A 19,779-nucleotide genomic window follows, 5' to 3' on the forward strand; every position below is an offset into this window, starting at 1 on the left:
AGTCTAAGCTTTATCGGCAAATGCATGAATACCTTTTATTTTTTGACTTAGTGATTCCATAGAATGAGAATCCATCCCATATTGGCTTCGTAATTGATCGAAATGAAGGATCAAGGATTCAAGCTCTTCCATACTTTCTTTTGGATTATTTCCAAAATTATGGGGATGCCACCAAAGATGATAATGCTCTCCTTTTTTTGCGGCCTCTGACATTTCCTGTTTGATCCGATTAAGACGAACTTTGTTAAAAATAGCATTGTCAGGACTATAAGGCCTTAAAATTCTGGAAGCCGGAATGATCAATGGTTCGTTTGGGAAATTAGAGATACTCTCAGATGAAAACGAAGTACTACTTCCTAATGGAAAAAAGCAATCTGCGGATCTGAATATTTTTTTGCTCAAATCCTCATGCTGAGTTTCTTGCCAAAACCAATTTTTTGGATTCCCTCTCACGCATTCAAATCCTTCTTCCAGACAAATCCCCAAGTAGAGTTCATTGATGTGGTTTCTTGGAAAAACCAATGATTTTAATTTGATGCCAAATTTGTCCTTGGCTATCTTCTGACTTGCCTGCAAGTCTTGCCTGAATTGATCCGGGCTTTGACCTCTCATCAACGTATAATAATGCGCGTAGGTATGAGAGCCTAAATCCTGCAAGGGAGTGTCTAAAATCAGATGAATCAAATCAGGAGCAAAATGAACCTCGGGTTTAATTCCGTGTACCTTACTCCAATCATAAGCGGAGTATTTTTTTTCTCTATAAGAGGGAAGAAACTCAGGAGAATATTTCTTCCATTCCTCTTCATTTTCTGCGAAAAGCATTCCCACGGTAGCCCAAGTCACTCCAATTTGATTTTTGGCAAAGAGATCCAGCATTTGGGGAATGATTCTTCGGGTATTTTCAAAATATTCGGGTTTGTATTTATTCCCTACTTTGTCAAAAATCCCCCAAAGAAGCTCAAAATCAAGTGAAATAATAAGAGTTCCAGGCATACTAAACAGCTAATTGAAAATGAATACTTAACTCCGTTTGAAAATCGAAGAGCTTCAACGAAACTTTCAAATTCAATTTAAGTAAGATTCTACTTTTCTATAAGTATTGAGAAAGAAATTGATAGATAATTGATGTGATTAGTGGATCTAAAAATTATGATCAAAATTAATTATGGATAGGGAATTTTAAAAAACTTATTAATCAGGGTATTTAGGCCTAAAATAATTCCAGATCTCCCAAGCTCCAATTCCACATCAACTGTTGATCATGAAGAATTTCTTTCAGAGGTTTGATGGTAACCAGGGGGCCTCGTTGTAGAACCGGAGATATCCCCAAGTCCAATTTATCTGCATTGTAACTTAGGCCTGAGAAGGTACTAAACCGGATTTCCTCCTGTTTAATTAGGTTCCTAAACTGCTCGTTCAATTCCTTTTTTTCAATTTCTTCGAAATTTTCTCCGCAAAACAAGTCACAAACCCTCAGTTCCTTGCCCCATTTTACTTCTTTGATTCTATAAACCAAAAGATAACTTTTGAAATCACTGATATAGGAATAATCCGCTACAGGGCAATTTTGATACCTCCATTGTATATAGCCTGGCTTTAGTCTTGATTGAATCAGATCTATTTTAGGATTTGGTATTGCTTCAAATTCTTGAATTAGTGGTGCTGCAGCATCCCATTCAAAATTGTTTCTTGGAATGTCACTGGGGCGGAAACTTATATAGAACTGGATTTTGAGGGGAAGACGTCCCCATTTTTTCCAGCCCATTTTTAAGTAACCGGGAAGACTTTTGGTATTTGGTGTGTTAAAAATGAGATCGTAATTCTCCTGCTTAACCTGATCTAACAAAGATTGAGTTAATTGGGTGAAAATTCCTTTTTTCTGATGATTGGGATGTACTGCAGTGTCTACGGCACGTCCACATTTATAAATTTCAGAACCTTGAGAAAACTCCCATTTCAAAAAAGCGCGGACACCTGCTAGCTCTCCATTTTCCTCTGCCAGCAAGACTGGGGAGGGTCCGAAAGGATTATCTAAGTGTTTCCATCGCCAAAATTCAATGGATTTCGGAAGTAAGCTTTCACCCAGTGATGATCTGAGTAGCTGAATAATTGAGCCAACGTCTTTTTCTTCCGCCTTCCGGATAATCATATTCTTACTTTCACTCAAAGTAAATACTAGATTTTAGAATTCCTTGATTCCGACTACTCTTTTTTATGTGACTTACGATAATCAAACACAAATTTCAATGGTAATTCTTGGGCTTTTTGGAAATAAGTTAAAGTCAAGCTGTTGATATTGAACTGGTTTCCTGTCGCTCAATACGTGAAAAATTTAATTTTAGTATAAAAACCTGAATTACACTTAAAAAAATCAAATTAATATTTTTCTGATTATCCGCAATTATTCCAGTTTCCTTATTTCTTTACTTGGCTGGTTGGATGCTTCGACTTCGCTCAGCACAGGCGACCGATGACCGAAGACCGAAGCTTCCAGATTTTGATCCTTTTAGCAGACAATAAGCCCTATTTTTGTCAGTACTGGTAATAAAGCAGATATCCATATTGCTTTTAGATTAATTCAGTACTAGCTACGAAATATTGTATTTTTTTAGAAAAAATTTATGATAAAGATTTAGTCATTATTAACTCTAAAGGAGCAGATTTTTAAGATTTTGCTTTAGCCGAGTTTATCTTTGTGAACTACTCTTAATCGTGCTCATTTTGTGCAAATTGAGATTTTAGTAAAAGGCTTAAATCTCTTTCTAATTTTAGTCTTTCAGGCCTGTTTCAAATTTGCCCAATCTATACTTTTTGATACCGTATCGAATCCTGTAAACATGAAACTTGACCTAAGAAGAAGGGCCATTTTCAATAAAAGTAACTAAGTTATCTCTGTATATGCTTGCTTTGAGATATCATTGCCGATAACCTGTCCGGACAGAAATGCAGAAAGCCGAAATACTCGATCCAAAATAGTAAGTCGCGTGGCTATGTAGTAAATAACAGATAATTTAAAGACCTTTTGCACTCTGTCAACATCAGCTCCGAAGGAGCGTAATTTTTTAGAAAAAACTATGGTAAGGCTTAAATCTTCTCCAGCTCCAAAGGAGCGGGATTCTTAATTGCCATCCTTCCTTTATTAATATTCACCTTAAATCAGGTCGTCCTTCTTTATGTAGCATTAGCTTTCTTTCTTTGTCTGGAAATAAAATTGGATTCCTGCTAAGATTCCGGATTTTCATAAAAAATAGCTCAATCTATCTTTATCAATATTCACGTAAATTCCGTCGAGTCATTTCTAGCCATTCGGTCAACACAACATTTTCTATATATTTGACTTGATTTAATTCCATTCCAAAAATGAGATTACTCTCTATCTTCTTTTTAATGCTTTTGATGGCCACTGGCTGTATCAGTAATAAACGTATCACCTACCTTCAAAATCTTTCTGACAGTACCTCCTATGCTCTGGATGAGTTTATTCCCTTCGCAGAGGTAGATTATAAATATGTGCTTCAACCATTTGATATTGTAGAAATTGATTTTGCAAGTTCAGATGAAGAGTTAACTGCAGCTTTTACATTTCAAAACTCTAGAGTCGGAGGTGTTGGAATGATGGGAGGTGGTGGTGGCCAAGGTTCTGATCCTTTGTATTTCAGGGGTTTTTCTATAGATCAGGCGGGCTATGTGGAGGTTCCCAAATTGGGAAAAATTAAAATTGCTGGTTTGACGGAAGAAGAAGCCAAAGAAAAAATACAGTCTGGGATTAATGAATTTTTCAAAGAAGAAGTATTTGTAAGACTGAGAATTGCCGGCATTAGATATACTACCTTGGGTGAGTTTAATAGTGTGGGGGTGCAGATCATTTATAAGAACAGAGCTACTATTTTCGATGCTTTGGCCAACTCCGGGGAAACTACCTTACTTGGGAAAAAGAATAAATTATTTATTATCCGACAATACGATGGGGGCTCGAAAATCCATCAAATTAACCTGAATGACAGGGCATTACTGGCCAGCCCCTTTTATTTCATTCAGCCAAATGATATCTTGTATATGGAACCGATGAAGATCAGGCAAATTGGTTCGGCAGATAACTTAGCTGGAGGGCTGGCGCTGTTTGGCGGCTTATTGGCATCTACTTTGTTACTGCTTAACTTGTTTATAGGAGGGAATTAATTTTTATGGAGAAGTTAGATCTCAGTCAGTTAGATAATGAGGAGAAAGCATTAGAGATACGCTACGTCGTAGCCAAGTATATTCGCTACTGGCCATGGTATGTATTATTTACCATGATTTTCTTAATTGCTACTTTTTTGTTTCACCGCTATACAGTGGATGAATATGAAGTAACGGGTTCCATGGTGATCAAAACCAATACCTCTCCAGAGGCCCGGATCATGGATAGGTCCAATATTTTTAATTCTGGGGTAAACTTGGAAAATGACATCTTGAGGCTAAGATCCAAGAACCTGGCCCGGGAAGCCTTGAAGAAATTGCATTTCGATGTAGAGTATTTTGCTAAAACAAACATCAAGGATATTGAGCTATATGACAGATCTCCAATTCGGATAGATGTAGATTGGGGGCATTTGCAGGTCACTGATACGCAAGTGGAGCTTCAGATCCTGTCGGATGAAAATTTCAAATTACTTCCTTACACAGAAAGTATTTTGGAAATCAATGCAGCACAGGCTTCCGGAGATGAATCTATATACAACAAGACTTACACTTTTGGTCAGGAAATAGAAACCGGTCGCTCCAAGTTCACAGTGCACTTGGTCAATCCTGGAAGAGTTGGGGATATCGTTATTTTTCAATTAAAGAATCCATCATATTTAGAAGAATATTGGGCGAGGGCTATTCGGGTGAATCTGGAAAATGACTTCAGCTCCGTGCTTAGAATTACTACGACTACCAAGGTGGTTGAAAAAGGAAGAGATTACATCAACTCTTTGATGGAGTCATATATTAATTATGACTTAAATGAAAAAAATAAAATCCAAGAAAACACCATTGCCTTTATAGAGGAGCAATTAGGTTTCTTGGAGGATTCACTCAAGCAAAAAGAGCGAGAACTGCAGGAGTTTAAAGTTGAGAATAAGTTATTGGACGTATCAGCTGAATTTTCCAACATCCTGACCAAAATGAATACTCTGGATGAAAAGAGTGCAGAGTTGGACTATCAGCTTAATTATTTTGAACAGATTCGGCGCTACATGGAGATGAAAAGCAAAGACTTTTCAGATGTCATTGCCCCTTCTGTAATTGGAGTTCCGGATCCTCTTCTTAATGGCTTGATTCAAACTTTGGTAACCCTTTCTCAGGATAGGAGAAAACTCCTGGCTACAGTGAATGAGAATCACCCGGAGGTAGTTAAGATCGATGTGCAGATGGAGAAAGTTCAGGATGCATTGTTTGAAAATGTAGTAAACCTAATTGAAAACACCCAAAAGCAAAAGCAAAGTATTACCCGTGAGATCCGAAGCTATGATGCTCAATTTGCTACCCTTCCTGAATCAGAATCGAAGTACACCGGTATTTTCAGGGAATTTAAATTAAGAGAGTCTCTCTACACATACCTTCTAGAAAAAAGAGCTGAGGCTGGGATTGCCCGTGCATCCAACGTATCCGATAATGCAATTTTGGATGCTGCGAAAAGGGGTACATTGGTATTCCCAAAAAAGCAACAAAACTATGCACTTGCCATTGCATTGGGACTCTTACTTCCATTTGGGTTTATCGTAGTCAGAGATATGTTTGATGATACGATCAAGGATCAAAGAGACTTGAAAAAGCACTTTATGATTCCTCAGTTGGGTGTCATTGGTTATTCACAAAAAGAGACCAATAAGGTCGTTTTGGAGCATCCAAAATCAGCAGTGGCAGAGTCATTCAGGTCCTTGAGGTCTGCTATCACTTATTTGGCAAGCGGAAAAAATACAAAGCGGATTTTGGTAACATCTTCCGTATCGGGTGAAGGAAAAACATTTACTTCTCTCAATTTAGCTTCAGCCATGGCTTTGGGTTCCAAAAGGACCGTGGTTGTAGGAGGTGACTTGAGAAGACCTAAACTTGCGCAATACTTTAATCAGTCGGACAAAGTTGGACTCTCTACCTATCTAATCGGTAAGGTGGAGGCTCCTGAAATTGTGATGAAATCAGACAATGAAAACCTGTATTTCGTACCATCAGGTGTGATTCCTCCTAATCCGGCAGAATTGCTTCAAACTCAGAGATTGAAAGACTTTTTGGATTATCTGGATCAAAATTTTGATGTAATCATCTTTGATACACCGCCAATGGGCTTGGTGTCAGAAACCATAGATCTGATGCGATTATTTGATATCAACTTGTACGTGGTAAGACAGAATTATACCAATAAGGATCACTTGGTAATGATCAATGACCTATTCAATAACAAGCAGGTGAAAAATGTATATGGGGTGTTTAATGGCATTATCAATTCTGGATACCATTATGAGGGATACAATTATGGGTATGGTAACACCTATCTCTATTCCCAAAACAATAAGTACATGTACAATTACTACGGGGACGATCTAGAGGCTAAGAAAAAGAAGATTAAACTGAGTAAAAAACCTTGGTTTAATAAGGTTAAAAAGCTTTTTAAAACCAGATAAGTAGATCAATTCCTTGAAAACCGCAGCCTTAATTCCTGCCCGTTTTGCTTCAACCCGTTTGCCTGAAAAATTGATTCAGGATTTGGGAGGTAAAACAGTGATTCAGAGAACTTACCTTTCCACTTTGGAGACAGGTGTGTTTGATGAAGTTTGGGTAGTGACAGACCATGAGTTGATCCAAAAACAGATTGAGGAATTGGGTGGAAAGGTGTTTTTCAGTCGAAAAGTACATGAAAGCGGTTCGGATAGAATAGCGGAGGCCCTATCACAAGTGGATGCTGAGATTATAATCAATGTACAGGGTGATGAGCCCTTTCAAGACAAAGAGTCCCTAGAGGAGCTTAAAAAAGCCTTTGAGGATTCCTCGGTAAAGGTTGCCTCATTATATTTTAAAATTTCCGAGGAAGATGCAGTCAATCCCAATTTTGTTAAGGTAGTTCTGAATGGGCAGTCGGATGCTTTATATTTTTCCAGATCCCCAATTCCTTTTAATAGGGATAAAAAAGAGGGTATTTCTTATTTGAAGCATGTAGGAATTTACGGGTACAGAAGAGAGGTTTTGGAGAGTTTTCCCACTTGGCCCAAAGGGAAATTGGAAGAGCTGGAGATGCTGGAGCAATTGAGATTGTTGGAAAGAGGAATCAAGATTCGAATGGTTGAAACTAACCATCAGGCTATAGCGATTGACACAGCCGAAGACCTGGAAAAAGCCAGGGAGTTTCAAAAAAGGTTAGGGAAGGATTGAAGTTGGAAGTTTTAAATCAATAAAATCCTTGGAGGGTTATTATATGGTTTCCGTATCGTCTTGCTGGCATTGAGTTATCTTTTCTAAACGAAGCGATTGCGCCAGCTTTGGGGAAATTTATCTTCCTTACCTCGGGTTGCACCCGAGCCTGCGCGCCTCTGGCGTGGCTTTTAAAGGGTTCAGCCCTTTCAGGCTTTGAAGAGATTAAATTTTTGATCTTGATGCCTTAAATCTGAGAAGGATCAATTCCCCCTTTGGAAGTGTAAATTCAGTTTAGTATAATTTCTTTTGGTAAAGGGGGCAAGGGGGATTTCTCTGCTTTGACCATATCGTAGGATTTTCAATCCAAAATTAAGAGGTTGAAACCCTCCAAGGGTTAGTACAAAGAATGGTTAAGATTTTTTTTGATTGATTCATTAAATTAAGAAAACCCTTGGAGGGTTATTATATGGTTTCCGTATCGTCTTGCTGGCATTGAGTTATCGTTTCCAAATGGAGATCTTGGGCCAGCGCTGGGTTGGTTACCGTTCCTATTTATACCCCGAGTTGCACTCGGGCCTGCGCGCCTCTGGCGTGGCTAATAAATTACGCTCCTTTGGAGCTTTTGATACGAATACGATCAGAGGCCTATATTGCCGAAGGCATATCTTCCATTATCTTTGAAATATCTTTAGATCTATTCGGCGCCTTCCAATTATTTCGCCGAAGGCGTATTTCAATATTTCTATCGTATTTCTACTTTCTTCCATACCTCCGGCATGGAGAGGATACCTTAAAACCTTTTTCTACCGAGCTTAAATCCCTACAGGATAAATATTTCGCCGAAGGCGTATTTCAATATATTTCTATCGTATTTCTACTATCTTCCATACCTACAGCATGGATAGGAGTCCTTATATCCTTTTTCTACCAAGCTTAAATCCCTACGGGATAAATATTTCGCCACAGGCGTATTTCTATTTTTTTTAACTGTATTTCTATGAATAAATATTTCACCACAGGCATATATCCATTTATTTCTACTGTATTTCTCAAAATTGATGTCTCTCAACACTCATTTTTCTACGTAAATTTTAAAATACATAGCAAGTAGAATTTTATACAGTGATTCAAATACAATTTTTCGCATCATAAATTGAATTATAAGCTGTTTAATATAATTTTTCCTATAACTCTTGTTTTAAAAAATATATTTTTAAATTGAATCATAAATAACTGAAAAACAGAAGGTTAAGTGTAATTTTGATATACAGGAATTTGCCTTTGAAGCCTGTTTTTTAGTTGTATGTTTTTTATAAACTATTGATAAAATGCGGTACTTATGCTTTAGTATTTTTATCATATTTATGCTTCTTGGGATAGAGGGGAGTGGACAAACTTATACCTATAACCCAAGTAAACCGGGTTGTGATGGTACCTGGACTAATGGCCTTTGCTGGGATAAGGTCAATGTAGCTGGATGTAGTCTGAACTCCCCAAGCTTGTATCCTCCTTTGATGCCTTCAGCTTCTTTTCCAAACTTTAATTCTTATAGAAATAACTGTAAAGTAACAGTCAATATTTCTCAATCTTTGGTATTAAACCCAGGGTTTGATTTTGGATTTTATTCTCCTGTCTATGAATTCAATATTTCTAATGGCGCTTTTTTGACCATAGATAGGGATCTTCACTTGATGGAACAAAGTAGTGTCACAATCAATAACAGCAATGGTACGGGCGATGCTCTTTTTACAGTCTCAGGGGCTATTTATTATCGAAAGCAATCTTCCTTCATTTTGACTCCATATGTATCATCAGAAACGGCAAGTATTATCAATCCTGCTACCAATACTTATGACGGTGTTTTATTTCATGTACATCCCAATGCAAGTTTAAGAGTTAGTGGTTACGCTGCCTTTCCAAACTCAAATACAAATTACTTTCTGATTGAAGGTTTATTTGAGGCCAATCAAATCTATTTGTCTGCGGGTAACCCGGGTTTTCAGGATAATAGATTGCCAGCCAAAAATCAATTGATTGTAAAGGGGAGTTCTGCTGCTACAGCTAATATTTGTACTGGGATCACCGTTGAAGGTGATGCCTATGTTATAGTGGAGGCCGGAGCCACCCTCAATCTGCCAGAACTAAATCTGGCAGGCACCGGATTGTTTGATAATTACGGGAATACATCTATTGAGAACGTGAACTTCAGCGGTTCAAGTCTATTTAGGTTTTTCCCCGGGTCTAATTTTGAGTATAATAATTTCACAAAGTCAGGAAGTACGGTCCTTAGTAAATGTGGTACAACTGTCGCATCCATAACTACTCCCGTGGGATCTTGTACTGCTACGATGAGTAGGAATACAGATCCTGCACATTGGGAAAGTTTGACAGGTGATTTTTGCTTCAGACTTCTTCCGATTTATATTGGCGAGATTACCGCAACTGCTAAAAAGGAATCCGTTGAGGTGAAATGGGAAACCTTATCAGAAACAGGAGAGGAACAATATGAATTGGAACGTTCATTAAATAGTAATTTGGAATGGGAGGTAATTGCAACTATTCCCTCCAAAGGTCCATCTCAAATTTCTAAATGGTACTCTTATGAGGATTTAGGCGCCACCATGCTGTCCCCATTGATTTATTATAGAATTCACAGAAAGGCTGAAGAATCTGAAAGCAGTAAGGTAATTTCTGTTTTAAAACCAGCTGATCTGGAAATAGGAGAAGTCTGGCTGGCATACCCTAATCCGTTTTCAAAAACATTTCGGCTTGGGAATAAAAATTTGAAACCAATGGATTATGAAAAAACTCAAATTAGCCTTTACAATGGATCTGATCTTTTAGGAAATTGGGAGTCTTCCAATCTTTCTGAATTGAATAAGCGATTGGAGGCCTTTTCCTCAAATTTAAAGGATGGCGCATATTTTCTGAAATTGACAAAAGGAAACCAAACACAAGTAATTAAATTGGTAAAGCAATAAATGGTTGAGCTTCTTTGAAGGGCCTTAATTCATTCCTTTTTAGAACTATTATTCTTCTCATTTTCATCCTTTAATTTCTCTCTCTTTTCTTCTTTTATTTTCTTGATCCTTTTTCTAAAGATCAAAAAAGTAATTAAAATGATGGCTGGAATGATGATGAAAATAACCACATTGGAGGTTTCAGATAGATCGACCGGTCCACTCGGCATGGGAATACCGGGTGATTTTTGAGCTTTGGCTACCGACGGGATCACACTCATTAAAATCGAAAAAATAGATATTAAGGGTAAAGACTTTTTGAAATTGAACATGTAATAAAAAGATTGATTTAGTTCAATCTAACAAAAATTTGTAAAAGTACAAATCAGGGCACTCTTTATTCGTACATCTTTTGCCTTTAAAGTGAAGGCAATGATGCCCGGTTCATTTTATTAGCTGTTGAAAGAAAGTAAGGGAATGATGGGCCAGGAATTACCGATCAAAGAAGGATCTTCTTCGGGAAACCTTTAAGTCCTGCAGAATGCTTGATTTTACGCGGATATCAATATTGTAGGAGGTAAATCTCCCAAATGGAACCCAGTTGACATTCATCTGCCAGCAATGAAGATCACGGGCTATTCCAATCATGGATTGGGTGATTGCCTGAGTCTGAAGGTCAATACCGGTATTGAAGTTGATTTTCCACTTTTCAGAAAGAGAAACATCCCCTGATAACTGTAATGCCTGAGTAATATTAGTCGTCCCTGTCGACTGTTTATTGTAATTTAAATTGTATCCAAAAGTCAGATTCCAAGGAATATTCCAGTCAATATATTGACTCGGGTCGGTTACAATTTGATTGATTTGGCTTTCTACAAATTCATTCATTACTCCTCCTTGCTGCATAAACTGGTTGGTCAATTCATCTCTGAGTTCTCCCGGGTTTTGAGCATTGCTGGGATTAATTGATGCATTCAGGTTTAAAGAGGCATTTCGGAGTGTTCCAAGCCCTTGTCCATTATTCCAGGCAAAAGAATTTATTCTTCTTTCTAGGGTAGCTCCACTATTATTGGTAATAGTCGTAGTTGCATAAGGGTCCAAAGTAGTGCTGACATTGACAGAGAGTTTCCTGTCAAAAAAGCTGGTTCTAGCAGAGATCCTTACGGGTTGAAGTTGAAAAGAGTCCGCAGCAAAATTATAGGAGGTGTTCAAATCCAAATTCTCTATCAGCGGTATCTTCTTGGTACTTTCTTCACTGGTGCTATCCTGATTGTTTTTGATTTTTGCTTCGATCACTGACCTTAAACTCATGGTCAGGGACCTTGATTCACCTTGAGGTGCTCCTCCATAAATAAAACCCTGATGCCTGTTATATAATCTTGTGGCTCCTTCGGCATTGGTTTGAACATTCTGAAAATAACCAAAAGACTCATTGGTGAAATCAGGAGTGTAGCTAAAGCCAAAAGAAGGCTGAATATGCTGACGGATCGTCTGAATTTTCCCCTTTTTAAAGTTGAAAAATCCGTATACGTTGGTGGTCATGGAAAATGAACTGGTATACGTGGTGATTCGATTGAATCCATTTTCTACCACTTGATCTACACGTTCTGAAACAGGATTGTAGAAAAATTTCAATTTTTGAAAGTACCAGACTTCATTGATATTCACTGAGCCGGTTCCTGTAAAATACTTGAAAAGTGTAAAGTTACTACTGATCGGAATTCTATGCTGAGCTCCATTATTGGCATTTTTTAGCAATAGGGCGAAATTAGCGGGAGTAAAATTAATCAGGGATGGAGCAGTAGTTCCTCCTAATTCTGGATCAATAGGCGTAGGGGACTGAATTCTGTTGGTAATGGAATTTTGGAAATCAAAATTCCAGGCAATATTCAATGTTTTGAGAGGTTCAAAATTGACGTTTTTGAACGGACTTTGTCTATTCATACTCACATTGAAATTCGGAAGCCTCAATCTCACCTCTCCTGTGGAAACCGACTGAGAATGCTGAGCTGAGGCCGACATAGAAAAAGGCGTTCCTGAAAATTGCTTAGTATAAGTGACGCTGGATTGAAGGTCAGAAGTAATGTTATTCTGGAAATTATTAGGGTTGACCACTGTATTAAAATAGCTGGTACTTCCTGCATTGACAGATGCTGAAAATCTTCCCGTTCCTCTTGATTCTGGGGTGTGGTTCCAGGTTACCCGGAAGGTATTATAGTCAACTGGATTCAATTCTGTCTCAGGTGATGTGAATTTTTGAAAATCCACATTGAACCCCCCGCTATATCTATATCGCTTTTTATATACAGACTGTGCTTTTGCTCCCCAGCCCCCCTTGGAATAGATGTCTCCTGTCAGGCGTGCGTGGATGTAATCGTTAATCGCGAAATAGTAGCCAAAATCTCTTAAGAAAAGACCTCGAACCTGCTCGCGTCCATAACTAGGGAAGATGATACCCGAAGCTTTTTCTTCTGGAGTATTAGGGATAAGTCCGAAAGGAAGGCCTAATGGAGTTGGAATTCCATTGAAGTATAAATTGAAAGGTCCTGATACAACCTGCTTTCCTTCTATGGACTTCAGTTTATTGGAAGATATGTGCCAATGCGGCTCTGTTAATTTACAGGTGGTATAATACCCGTGGTCTAGATAAATACTCCCGTCTGCGGTCTTTTTAATGGTTTCTCCCCGTAAAATCCCATCCTGTTGCTCCGTGACCACATCTTTGATGATGGCTTTTTGAGTTTTGAAGTTGTACCGCATTTCCTTCCGGATTTCATAGACTGCATCTCCATCCTTAAAGAAAGGGTTTCCTAAGATTGCTCCAGTGCTGTCTGTAACACCAGTGGCATAGAGTTCTGAATTTTTCCAATCGATCACGATGCGATCCGCATCCAACCTCATCTTTCCATATTCAAACCAGGCCTTATTATAGAGGTATACCTTGTTTGTTTCAAAGTCAGTAACGATACTGTCTTCAGCGAAATAGGTAATTTCTGAAAGTATTGGGCTAGAAGGCACAATTTTTGCCGAATCTTGAAGTGCAAGTGTATCGCTGGGAATAGCGAGAGTATCATTTTGGATGACCGGAGGAACCTGCAAAGTATCAGGTGCGGTCAGCTTTCTCTCCTGGGCACGGCCAGATCTCTGAGCTTCGGCCAGTTGGGGTAGAAGGATAAAAAGAAGAATACTGAAAAAAAGGAGTCTGTTTCCCTGCACTGCTGCTTGCGCTTTGATGAATTTAAGTGAAATTTCGCGTAAAGTTAATTTTATTGCCCTCATGGTACGGTCCAAAAACAAAAAAATTATTCTAAGTCTTATTTTATTGATTCCTTTTGTGTTTGGCGGGTTTATTCCCAATGAAACGATGATGCCGGCATTTAGGATGAAAAAAATCGTATTAGATGCAGGTCATGGCGGAAAAGATCCAGGAAATATAGGTTCTAGAGCCAGAGAAAAGGATATTAATCTTGCAGTTACTTTATTAGTTGGAAAATATATCAAGGAAAACCTACCTGATGTAGAAGTTATTTACACTCGGGATGATGATAGTTTCCCAACTTTAGAAAAGCGTCCTCAAATCGCTAATATTAATAAGGCTGATCTTTTTGTTTCCATCCATTCCAATTCCGCCGCAAATAAGTCGGCATTTGGAACAGAGACATGGATAATGGGAATGAAGCACTTTGATAATAACTTTGACATTGTTAAGCGGGAAAACTCTGTGATGTTATTGGAGGAAGATTATAAGGAAAGATACGAGGGATTCGATCCTTCTTCTCCTGAATCATACATTATGTTTAACCTGATGTCTCGCGCATTTTTTGAAAACTCTGTGTCTTTGGCAGATCAAATTGAGACACAATTTAAAGACCGTGTAGGAAGAAAAAGCCGAGGAGTAAAGCAAGGCCCATTCTATGTGCTTTGGACACCCTCCATGCCTTCTGTGTTGGTTGAATTAGGTTTTTTGTCCAACTCTGCAGAAGAGGCTTTTTTAATGAGTAAAGAAGGTCAGGAATATATGGCTTCAGCTATTTTCAGGTCTATCAGAGATTATAAGACCCAGATAGAAGGGAATTGAATAATTGAAAAATGGTAGAAATACGACTTTGGCAAGATAGATTTGGAAATACGGTGGAAATAAATTGAAATACGCCTCCGGCGAAATAATTATCCCGTAGGGATTTAAGCTTGGTAAAAAAAGGATATAAGGACTCCTCTCCATGCCGCAGGTATGGAAGAAAGTAGAAATACGATAGAAATATAAAGAAATACGCCTTCGGTGAGATACGGGTCAATTCCCCCTTTGGAAATGTAAATTCAATTTAGGACCAGAGCTTTTGGAAAGGGGGCTAGGGTATTTTGAATGAAATACATTGAAATACGCCTGCGGCGAAATATTCTTAAACCTTAGGTTATCGATAAGATATTTTTCAAGATATTATCAAGACATGCCTTAGGCAGATATACCTTCATTCATATCCGGAGCAAAAGCTCCAAAGGAGCGGACAATTAAATAGCCGTGGGTTTTAACCCACGGATCACGATTCACCGATCTGACCCCAGCGCTGGCCCGAGATTTTAGTTTGGAAACAATAGCTCAATGCCAGCAAGATGGAACCAAAACCCTTTATCAACCCTCCAAGGGGTTTTTTGAGTTCGCAAGTCGACATAAATTATGTTTATGTCCTATTTTATGGCAAACTCCTAAAGGTTTTTTCGGATTACAAATCCTACGATAAGACCTCGGAATTACTCCCGACTCCTGTCGTGGATTCGAGGAGCTCAGAAATACGCCTGCGGTGAAATAGATAAAAAGATATCATCAAAATATGCCTTAGGCAGATATACCTTCATTCATATCCGCAGCAAAAGCTCCGTAGGAGCGGACAAATAAATAGCCCCGCCTGAGGCGGACAGGCAGGGGTTTTAACCCACGGATCAAGATTCACCGATCTCACCCCAGCGCTGGCCCGCGATTTTCGTTTGGAAACAATAGCTCAATGCCAGCAAGACGAAGACAGTCTTTTTTAACTGGATTAAAAATCCTACAATAGGTGATCAAAGCCGAGAAATCCACCTTACCCCCTTTAAAAAAGGGGGAATTGATCCTTCTCAGATTTAAGGCTTTAAGATCAAAAAATTAACCTCTTCAAAGCCTGAAAGGCTTTAACTTTTCAGTAGCCACGCCTGAGGCGCACGGGCCCAGGTGAAACCTGGGGTATAAATGCGAACTATAATCAACCCAGCGCTGGCGCACTATTTCCAACAAGAAACGAAACTAACTTGCCAGCAAGATATCCGAGAAACATTGTGGAAATATTCAATCCCGTAGGGATTTTAGCTAGGTAGAATAACAGCTCTGAGACTCCTTTCCATGCCGTAGGTATGGAACAAGGTGTCCAAAAGTTCAATAATCGCTAGACCATTTCTAGCTTTTGAAAACATTTGATTTAATCGGATTGCAAATCCTACGAAAAGAGCTCGAGATTGCTCCCAATAATATCGCGGACTAGAGTAAAAAGAAACTATCTTTTTGGATTTCTCCCTCCGGAATTCTGATTTTTCCAAACTTCCTTTTGTAGATTGGAGTTTGAATTTAGTAAACCCAAATAACGAATGAATTCCCCAAGTAAAACTGAACCAAAAGATTTCGGCCAACTCCTCACTGAATTGCAGGAAAAATACAAACTTGTAAAACAGGGTGGAGGACCCAAAAGAATTGCCAAAGAGCATGAAAAAGGTAAATTAACCGCAAGAGAAAGAATCGATTACCTGATCGATGAGCAATCGGATTTTTTAGAAATAGGGGCTTTTGCAGCTGATGGGATGTATGAGGAAGAAGGTGGCTGTCCCTCGGCAGGTGTTGTCACAGGAATCGGATATGTCCGTGGTAGAATGTGCGTGATCGTTGCAAATGATGCCACAGTTAAAGCCGGAGCCTGGTTTCCTATGACTGCGAAGAAAAATTTGAGAGCTCAGGAAGTTGCCATGGAAAATCGCCTACCTATCATATATCTGGTAGACAGTGCAGGTGTGTTTTTGCCTATGCAAAATGAAATTTTTCCAGATAAAGAGCACTTTGGTCGGCAGTTTAGGAACAATGCAAAAATGTCTTCACTAGGTATCGTTCAAGTGGCAGCTATCATGGGTAGTTGCGTAGCAGGCGGAGCATATTTACCTATCATGTCCGATGAAGCTATGATTGTAGATAAGACAGGTTCCATATTCTTGGCCGGCTCTTACTTGGTGAAAGCAGCAATCGGTGAGTCTGTGGACAATGAGACTCTTGGAGGAGCGACCACCCATTGTGAAATTTCAGGGGTGACTGATAACAAATATGACTCTGACCAGGATTGTCTGGATGCTATCAAGAATATTTTTGACAAGCTTGGGGCATCTGAAAATGCAGGTTTTGATAGATCAGAACCCAAAGACCCCGGTTTTTCAGGAGAAGAGCTGTTGAAGAAATTTCCATTAGACAGGGTAAAGCCCTACGATATGCTTGAAGTGATTTCAGGCCTTGTTGATGGCGGGGAGTTTGACGAGTACAAAAAAGATTTTGGGAAAACACTGATTTGTGGAACAGCACGAATCGATGGCTGGGCTGTTGGAATAGTAGCCAATCAAAGAAAGATTGTAAAAACTGCAAAAGGTGAAATGCAGATGGGTGGCGTGATCTATTCAGATTCTGCAGATAAAGCTGCCCGCTTCATCATGAACTGCAACCAACGCAAAATTCCTTTGGTCTTTCTGCAGGATGTCAGCGGCTTTATGGTGGGTAGTAAAGCTGAGCATGGAGGAATCATTAAAGACGGCGCAAAAATGGTGAATGCAATGGCTAATTCGGTTGTTCCAAAATTCACCATTGTTCTTGGGAATTCTTACGGAGCGGGCAATTATGCCATGTGTGGAAAAGCCTACGATCCTAGATTGATATATTCTTGGCCAACAGCGCAAATGGCTGTAATGTCAGGTGCTTCTGCAGCCAAAACCTTGCTTCAGATTAAAGTTTCATCTTTGAAAAAAGCAGGTAAAGAAGAGATCACTCCTGAAGAGGAGAAGGAACTACTGGACGAAATCACCAATAAGTATAATGAGGAGTTGAGTCCGTATTATGCTGCCGCCCGATTGTGGGTTGATGGGGTGATAGATCCCCGAGAAACCAGAAAGGTGATATCCATGGGAATTAAGGCAGCTAATCACAATCCTATTTCGGAAAGATTTAATGTGGGTGTTATTCAAACCTAAAGATTAATTGATTATTTTCATTTATGAGTGAATTGTCAGACTCTGAATTAAACGCCTTAGTTTCCTTGCTTGACGACACAGACCTTGAAGTCAAAAATCATGTAAGGGAACGTATTATATCCTTGGGAACGGAAATCATTCCCTACCTGGAAAAAAAGTGGGAAAACAGTTTTAATCCGGAGATCCAAAAAGAGATTGAAATTCTAGTCCATGACCTCCAGTTTTCTTTGGTGAAAAGAAGACTGGAGGAATGGAAAAATTCCGAGGATCAGGACTTGTTAACAGGGCTTTGGATTATTAATACCTACCAATATCCCGACCTGGAATTTGAAAAGCTAAATGCAGAAATGCATCAGATCTATTTTGATGTATGGACTGCCTTTAGAAATGATTTGGAACCCTATGATCAAATCCGGATCATCAATAATGTGCTTTTCAATACTCTGAGATTCGGGGCAAATACAAAAAATTTCCACTCTCCCGGTAATAGTATGCTATCCACTGTTTTGGACACCAAAAAGGGAAATCCGATTTCCTTATGTGCTATTTACATGTTGGTGGCTAAAAAACTGGGACTCCCGATCTATGGAGTCAATCTGCCAAATTTATTTGTACTGACTTACAAAACAGATGAGTTGACTTTTTATGTCAATGCCTTTAATAAAGGCTTGGTCTTTAGCAGGAAAGACATCCACAATTACCTAAATCATCTGAAAATTGAGCCTAAAGAAGAATACTTTGAGCCCACCGATAATCTTCAGATCATTATGAGAAGCTTGAGGAATTTGGGAAATTCTTTCGATAAACTTGGGGAAGCTGAAAAAGTGGATGAAATCAAGGAAATGTTGGCAATTCTAGAACCCTAGAAGCTCTTCATATTACAGCCAGTTGCCCTTACAGTAGCAGGACTTGGTTCTTCATTTCTCAGCACTTGATTGATTGCTCTTTCCAAAACCCTTTCCGAAACGGCTGATTCAGCTTGGGGATTGTTGTCGATAGCTCCTCTGTAAACCACGTTTAACCCTGACTCAGTATTCAGAATTATTAATGCTTCAGGAATTTTAGTAATATTCAATTGTTTAACCAAAACCTGTTCCTCATCAATCAGATAGTTCATATTGAGCCCGGAGTCATCAATATATGATTTCAAAACTTTTTGACTTTCAGGATCCACTTCTGATTCAGGATTGATCAGTACAAATCGAATCCCTTTATTAGAGTAGCTATTCCTCAATGCAATCAATCGTTTTTCATACATTTTAGAATAAGGGCATCCCAGGCTGTGAAAAATTAACACCATCGCTTTGCCACTGATCAAGCTTTTTAAATCTGTACTTTTTCCGGTTACTGCATCTATCCTTTCTATGGATTGAAAAGTTTGGGAAAAGCTATTGAAATGGAATAAGCAGCAAAGAATAGATACAGCTATTATTTTTTTCATCTGTTTATAATTTGTTTTTAGAGGTCATCCTGATAACTATCGGGAGGAATGCCCAAAAGAATTATCCCACTGTGTGAGATTTTTCCTCATGGGCATTTCATATTACCAAATGGTGTAGGTGAGAATCACGTCTCCAAGTACCTGTGCTTGAACCTGATAATGATGATCCGCGTAATCTGTTCCTCTTATTTTTCCTTTAATCACAGTACTTCCTTTTTCAAAAGGCTCAAGTAAAATATTGTCTCTGAAAGAAACTCCCTTTTTCCCTTGGCACTTGAAGATTGATTCTTTAGCAGACCAAGCAAGCGTGAAATGAACCGGATCATTCTCCAGAAAATCCAGTTCATCTGGATCTAAAAATCTTTTTCCGATTCGTAAGATTTTCTCTCTCACAAAATCCATATCCATTCCCACGGGGTATTCTCTATGGAAAATAGCCCCGGCATAGCCTTGAGTATGACTAAGAGAAACATATCCGGTGCCATTCATAGATTGGGATTTTCCGTGCTCGTCTTTAAAAAATCCGGGATAGGGGACAGAAAGGGAATCCAAAGCATCTTTGATCGCTACTCTCGCTGTAGACCACTCCCTTTTTTTCTCTGGATGTGAGATATTTGCTAGGGCAAGTTTCTCTCTAAAACTGAGAAAGTGCAGTTCTTCCTCAGAGTAGTCATCAATTATCTTGATGGCTAAGGCAGAGGAACTATCAATTTTTTCTATTTTTGTTTGCATAGGCCTGTAGGGCTAATCTAAGCATAA

General features: G+C 38.8%; 13 protein-coding genes. 7 read left to right on the plus strand and 6 right to left on the minus strand.

The window, feature by feature from the left end; genetic code table 11:
- Positions 1-3: 3 nt before the first annotated feature.
- Together GYM62_RS04130 and GYM62_RS04135 are read right to left on the minus strand one after the other, a co-directional pair.
- Complete coding sequence (locus tag GYM62_RS04130; RefSeq protein ID WP_219958430.1) at positions 4-993, minus strand: polysaccharide deacetylase family protein; 990 nt, start codon at positions 991-993, stop codon at positions 4-6.
- 217 nt (positions 994-1,210) lie between these two features.
- Positions 1,211-2,167: a GNAT family N-acetyltransferase gene (locus tag GYM62_RS04135; RefSeq protein ID WP_219958431.1), complete on the minus strand. Its 957-nt coding sequence runs from the start codon at positions 2,165-2,167 to the stop codon at positions 1,211-1,213.
- A gap of 1,193 nt (positions 2,168-3,360) precedes the next feature.
- Between GYM62_RS04135 and GYM62_RS04140 the strand changes: the two genes are divergently transcribed.
- The 4 genes from GYM62_RS04140 (at position 3,361) to GYM62_RS04155 (ending at position 10,352) form a co-directional block, all read left to right on the plus strand.
- Positions 3,361-4,179 carry a polysaccharide biosynthesis/export family protein gene (locus GYM62_RS04140; RefSeq protein WP_219958432.1) on the plus strand — a complete coding sequence of 273 codons (819 nt, stop codon included), beginning with the start codon at positions 3,361-3,363 and terminating at the stop codon, positions 4,177-4,179.
- A gap of 5 nt (positions 4,180-4,184) precedes the next feature.
- A complete protein-coding gene (locus GYM62_RS04145; RefSeq protein WP_219958433.1) occupies positions 4,185-6,644 on the plus strand; it encodes a polysaccharide biosynthesis tyrosine autokinase in 2,460 nt (819 codons plus the stop codon).
- A 13-nt stretch (positions 6,645-6,657) separates the two neighbouring features.
- Entirely contained in the window at positions 6,658-7,389 is a 732-nt protein-coding gene (kdsB, locus tag GYM62_RS04150) for a 3-deoxy-manno-octulosonate cytidylyltransferase (RefSeq protein ID WP_219958434.1), read from the plus strand.
- 1,310 nt (positions 7,390-8,699) lie between these two features.
- On the plus strand, positions 8,700-10,352 hold the full coding sequence (locus GYM62_RS04155) for a T9SS type A sorting domain-containing protein (protein WP_219958435.1): 1,653 nt from the start codon (positions 8,700-8,702) through the stop codon (positions 10,350-10,352).
- A 29-nt stretch (positions 10,353-10,381) separates the two neighbouring features.
- Here GYM62_RS04155 and GYM62_RS04160 read toward each other — a convergent pair whose 3' ends face one another.
- Both GYM62_RS04160 and GYM62_RS04165 read right to left on the minus strand, forming a co-directional pair.
- Positions 10,382-10,663 (minus strand): hypothetical protein, encoded by a 282-nt coding sequence (locus GYM62_RS04160; protein WP_219958436.1) that lies wholly within the window; start codon positions 10,661-10,663, stop codon positions 10,382-10,384.
- Between the two features lie 160 nt (positions 10,664-10,823).
- Positions 10,824-13,610, minus strand: coding sequence for a putative LPS assembly protein LptD (locus tag GYM62_RS04165; RefSeq protein ID WP_219958437.1), 2,787 nt, complete (start codon positions 13,608-13,610; stop codon positions 10,824-10,826).
- Here GYM62_RS04165 and GYM62_RS04170 point away from each other — a divergent pair.
- The 3 genes from GYM62_RS04170 to GYM62_RS04180 all read left to right on the plus strand — a co-directional run bounded on the left by GYM62_RS04170 (position 13,609) and on the right by GYM62_RS04180 (position 18,445).
- On the plus strand, positions 13,609-14,409 hold the full coding sequence (locus GYM62_RS04170) for an N-acetylmuramoyl-L-alanine amidase (protein WP_219958438.1): 801 nt from the start codon (positions 13,609-13,611) through the stop codon (positions 14,407-14,409). The genes GYM62_RS04165 and GYM62_RS04170 overlap by 2 nt on opposite strands.
- A gap of 1,538 nt (positions 14,410-15,947) precedes the next feature.
- On the plus strand, positions 15,948-17,579 hold the full coding sequence (locus GYM62_RS04175; RefSeq protein WP_219958439.1) for an acyl-CoA carboxylase subunit beta: 1,632 nt from the start codon (positions 15,948-15,950) through the stop codon (positions 17,577-17,579).
- 23 nt (positions 17,580-17,602) lie between these two features.
- Complete coding sequence (locus GYM62_RS04180; protein WP_091654402.1) at positions 17,603-18,445, plus strand: transglutaminase-like domain-containing protein; 843 nt, start codon at positions 17,603-17,605, stop codon at positions 18,443-18,445.
- Here the strand turns inward: GYM62_RS04180 and GYM62_RS04185 are convergent.
- On the minus strand, positions 18,442-19,020 hold the full coding sequence (locus GYM62_RS04185) for a redoxin domain-containing protein (protein WP_219958440.1): 579 nt from the start codon (positions 19,018-19,020) through the stop codon (positions 18,442-18,444). The genes GYM62_RS04180 and GYM62_RS04185 overlap by 4 nt on opposite strands.
- A gap of 102 nt (positions 19,021-19,122) precedes the next feature.
- Positions 19,123-19,752: a 4'-phosphopantetheinyl transferase superfamily protein gene (locus GYM62_RS04190; RefSeq protein WP_219958441.1), complete on the minus strand. Its 630-nt coding sequence runs from the start codon at positions 19,750-19,752 to the stop codon at positions 19,123-19,125.
- Positions 19,753-19,779: the final 27 nt, after the last annotated feature.

It is taken from the genome of Algoriphagus sp. NBT04N3, from assembly GCF_019443765.1.
Taxonomy (GTDB): domain Bacteria; phylum Bacteroidota; class Bacteroidia; order Cytophagales; family Cyclobacteriaceae; genus Algoriphagus; species Algoriphagus ornithinivorans.

Bases quoted from the DNA above. Each gene is read 5' to 3' on its own strand.
- GYM62_RS04175 (WP_219958439.1), top strand. From the start codon at position 15,948: ATGAATTCCCCAAGTAAAACTGAACCAAAAGATTTCGGCCAACTCCTC.
- GYM62_RS04160 (WP_219958436.1), bottom strand. From the start codon at position 10,663: ATGTTCAATTTCAAAAAGTCTTTACCCTTAATATCTATTTTTTCGATT.
- GYM62_RS04130 (WP_219958430.1), bottom strand. From the start codon at position 993: ATGCCTGGAACTCTTATTATTTCACTTGATTTTGAGCTTCTTTGGGGG.
- GYM62_RS04190 (WP_219958441.1), bottom strand. From the start codon at position 19,752: ATGCAAACAAAAATAGAAAAAATTGATAGTTCCTCTGCCTTAGCCATC.
- GYM62_RS04145 (WP_219958433.1), top strand. From the start codon at position 4,185: ATGGAGAAGTTAGATCTCAGTCAGTTAGATAATGAGGAGAAAGCATTA.
- GYM62_RS04180 (WP_091654402.1), top strand. From the start codon at position 17,603: ATGAGTGAATTGTCAGACTCTGAATTAAACGCCTTAGTTTCCTTGCTT.
- GYM62_RS04155 (WP_219958435.1), top strand. From the start codon at position 8,700: ATGCGGTACTTATGCTTTAGTATTTTTATCATATTTATGCTTCTTGGG.
- GYM62_RS04185 (WP_219958440.1), bottom strand. From the start codon at position 19,020: ATGAAAAAAATAATAGCTGTATCTATTCTTTGCTGCTTATTCCATTTC.
- GYM62_RS04140 (WP_219958432.1), top strand. From the start codon at position 3,361: ATGAGATTACTCTCTATCTTCTTTTTAATGCTTTTGATGGCCACTGGC.
- GYM62_RS04165 (WP_219958437.1), bottom strand. From the start codon at position 13,610: ATGAGGGCAATAAAATTAACTTTACGCGAAATTTCACTTAAATTCATC.
- GYM62_RS04170 (WP_219958438.1), top strand. From the start codon at position 13,609: ATGGTACGGTCCAAAAACAAAAAAATTATTCTAAGTCTTATTTTATTG.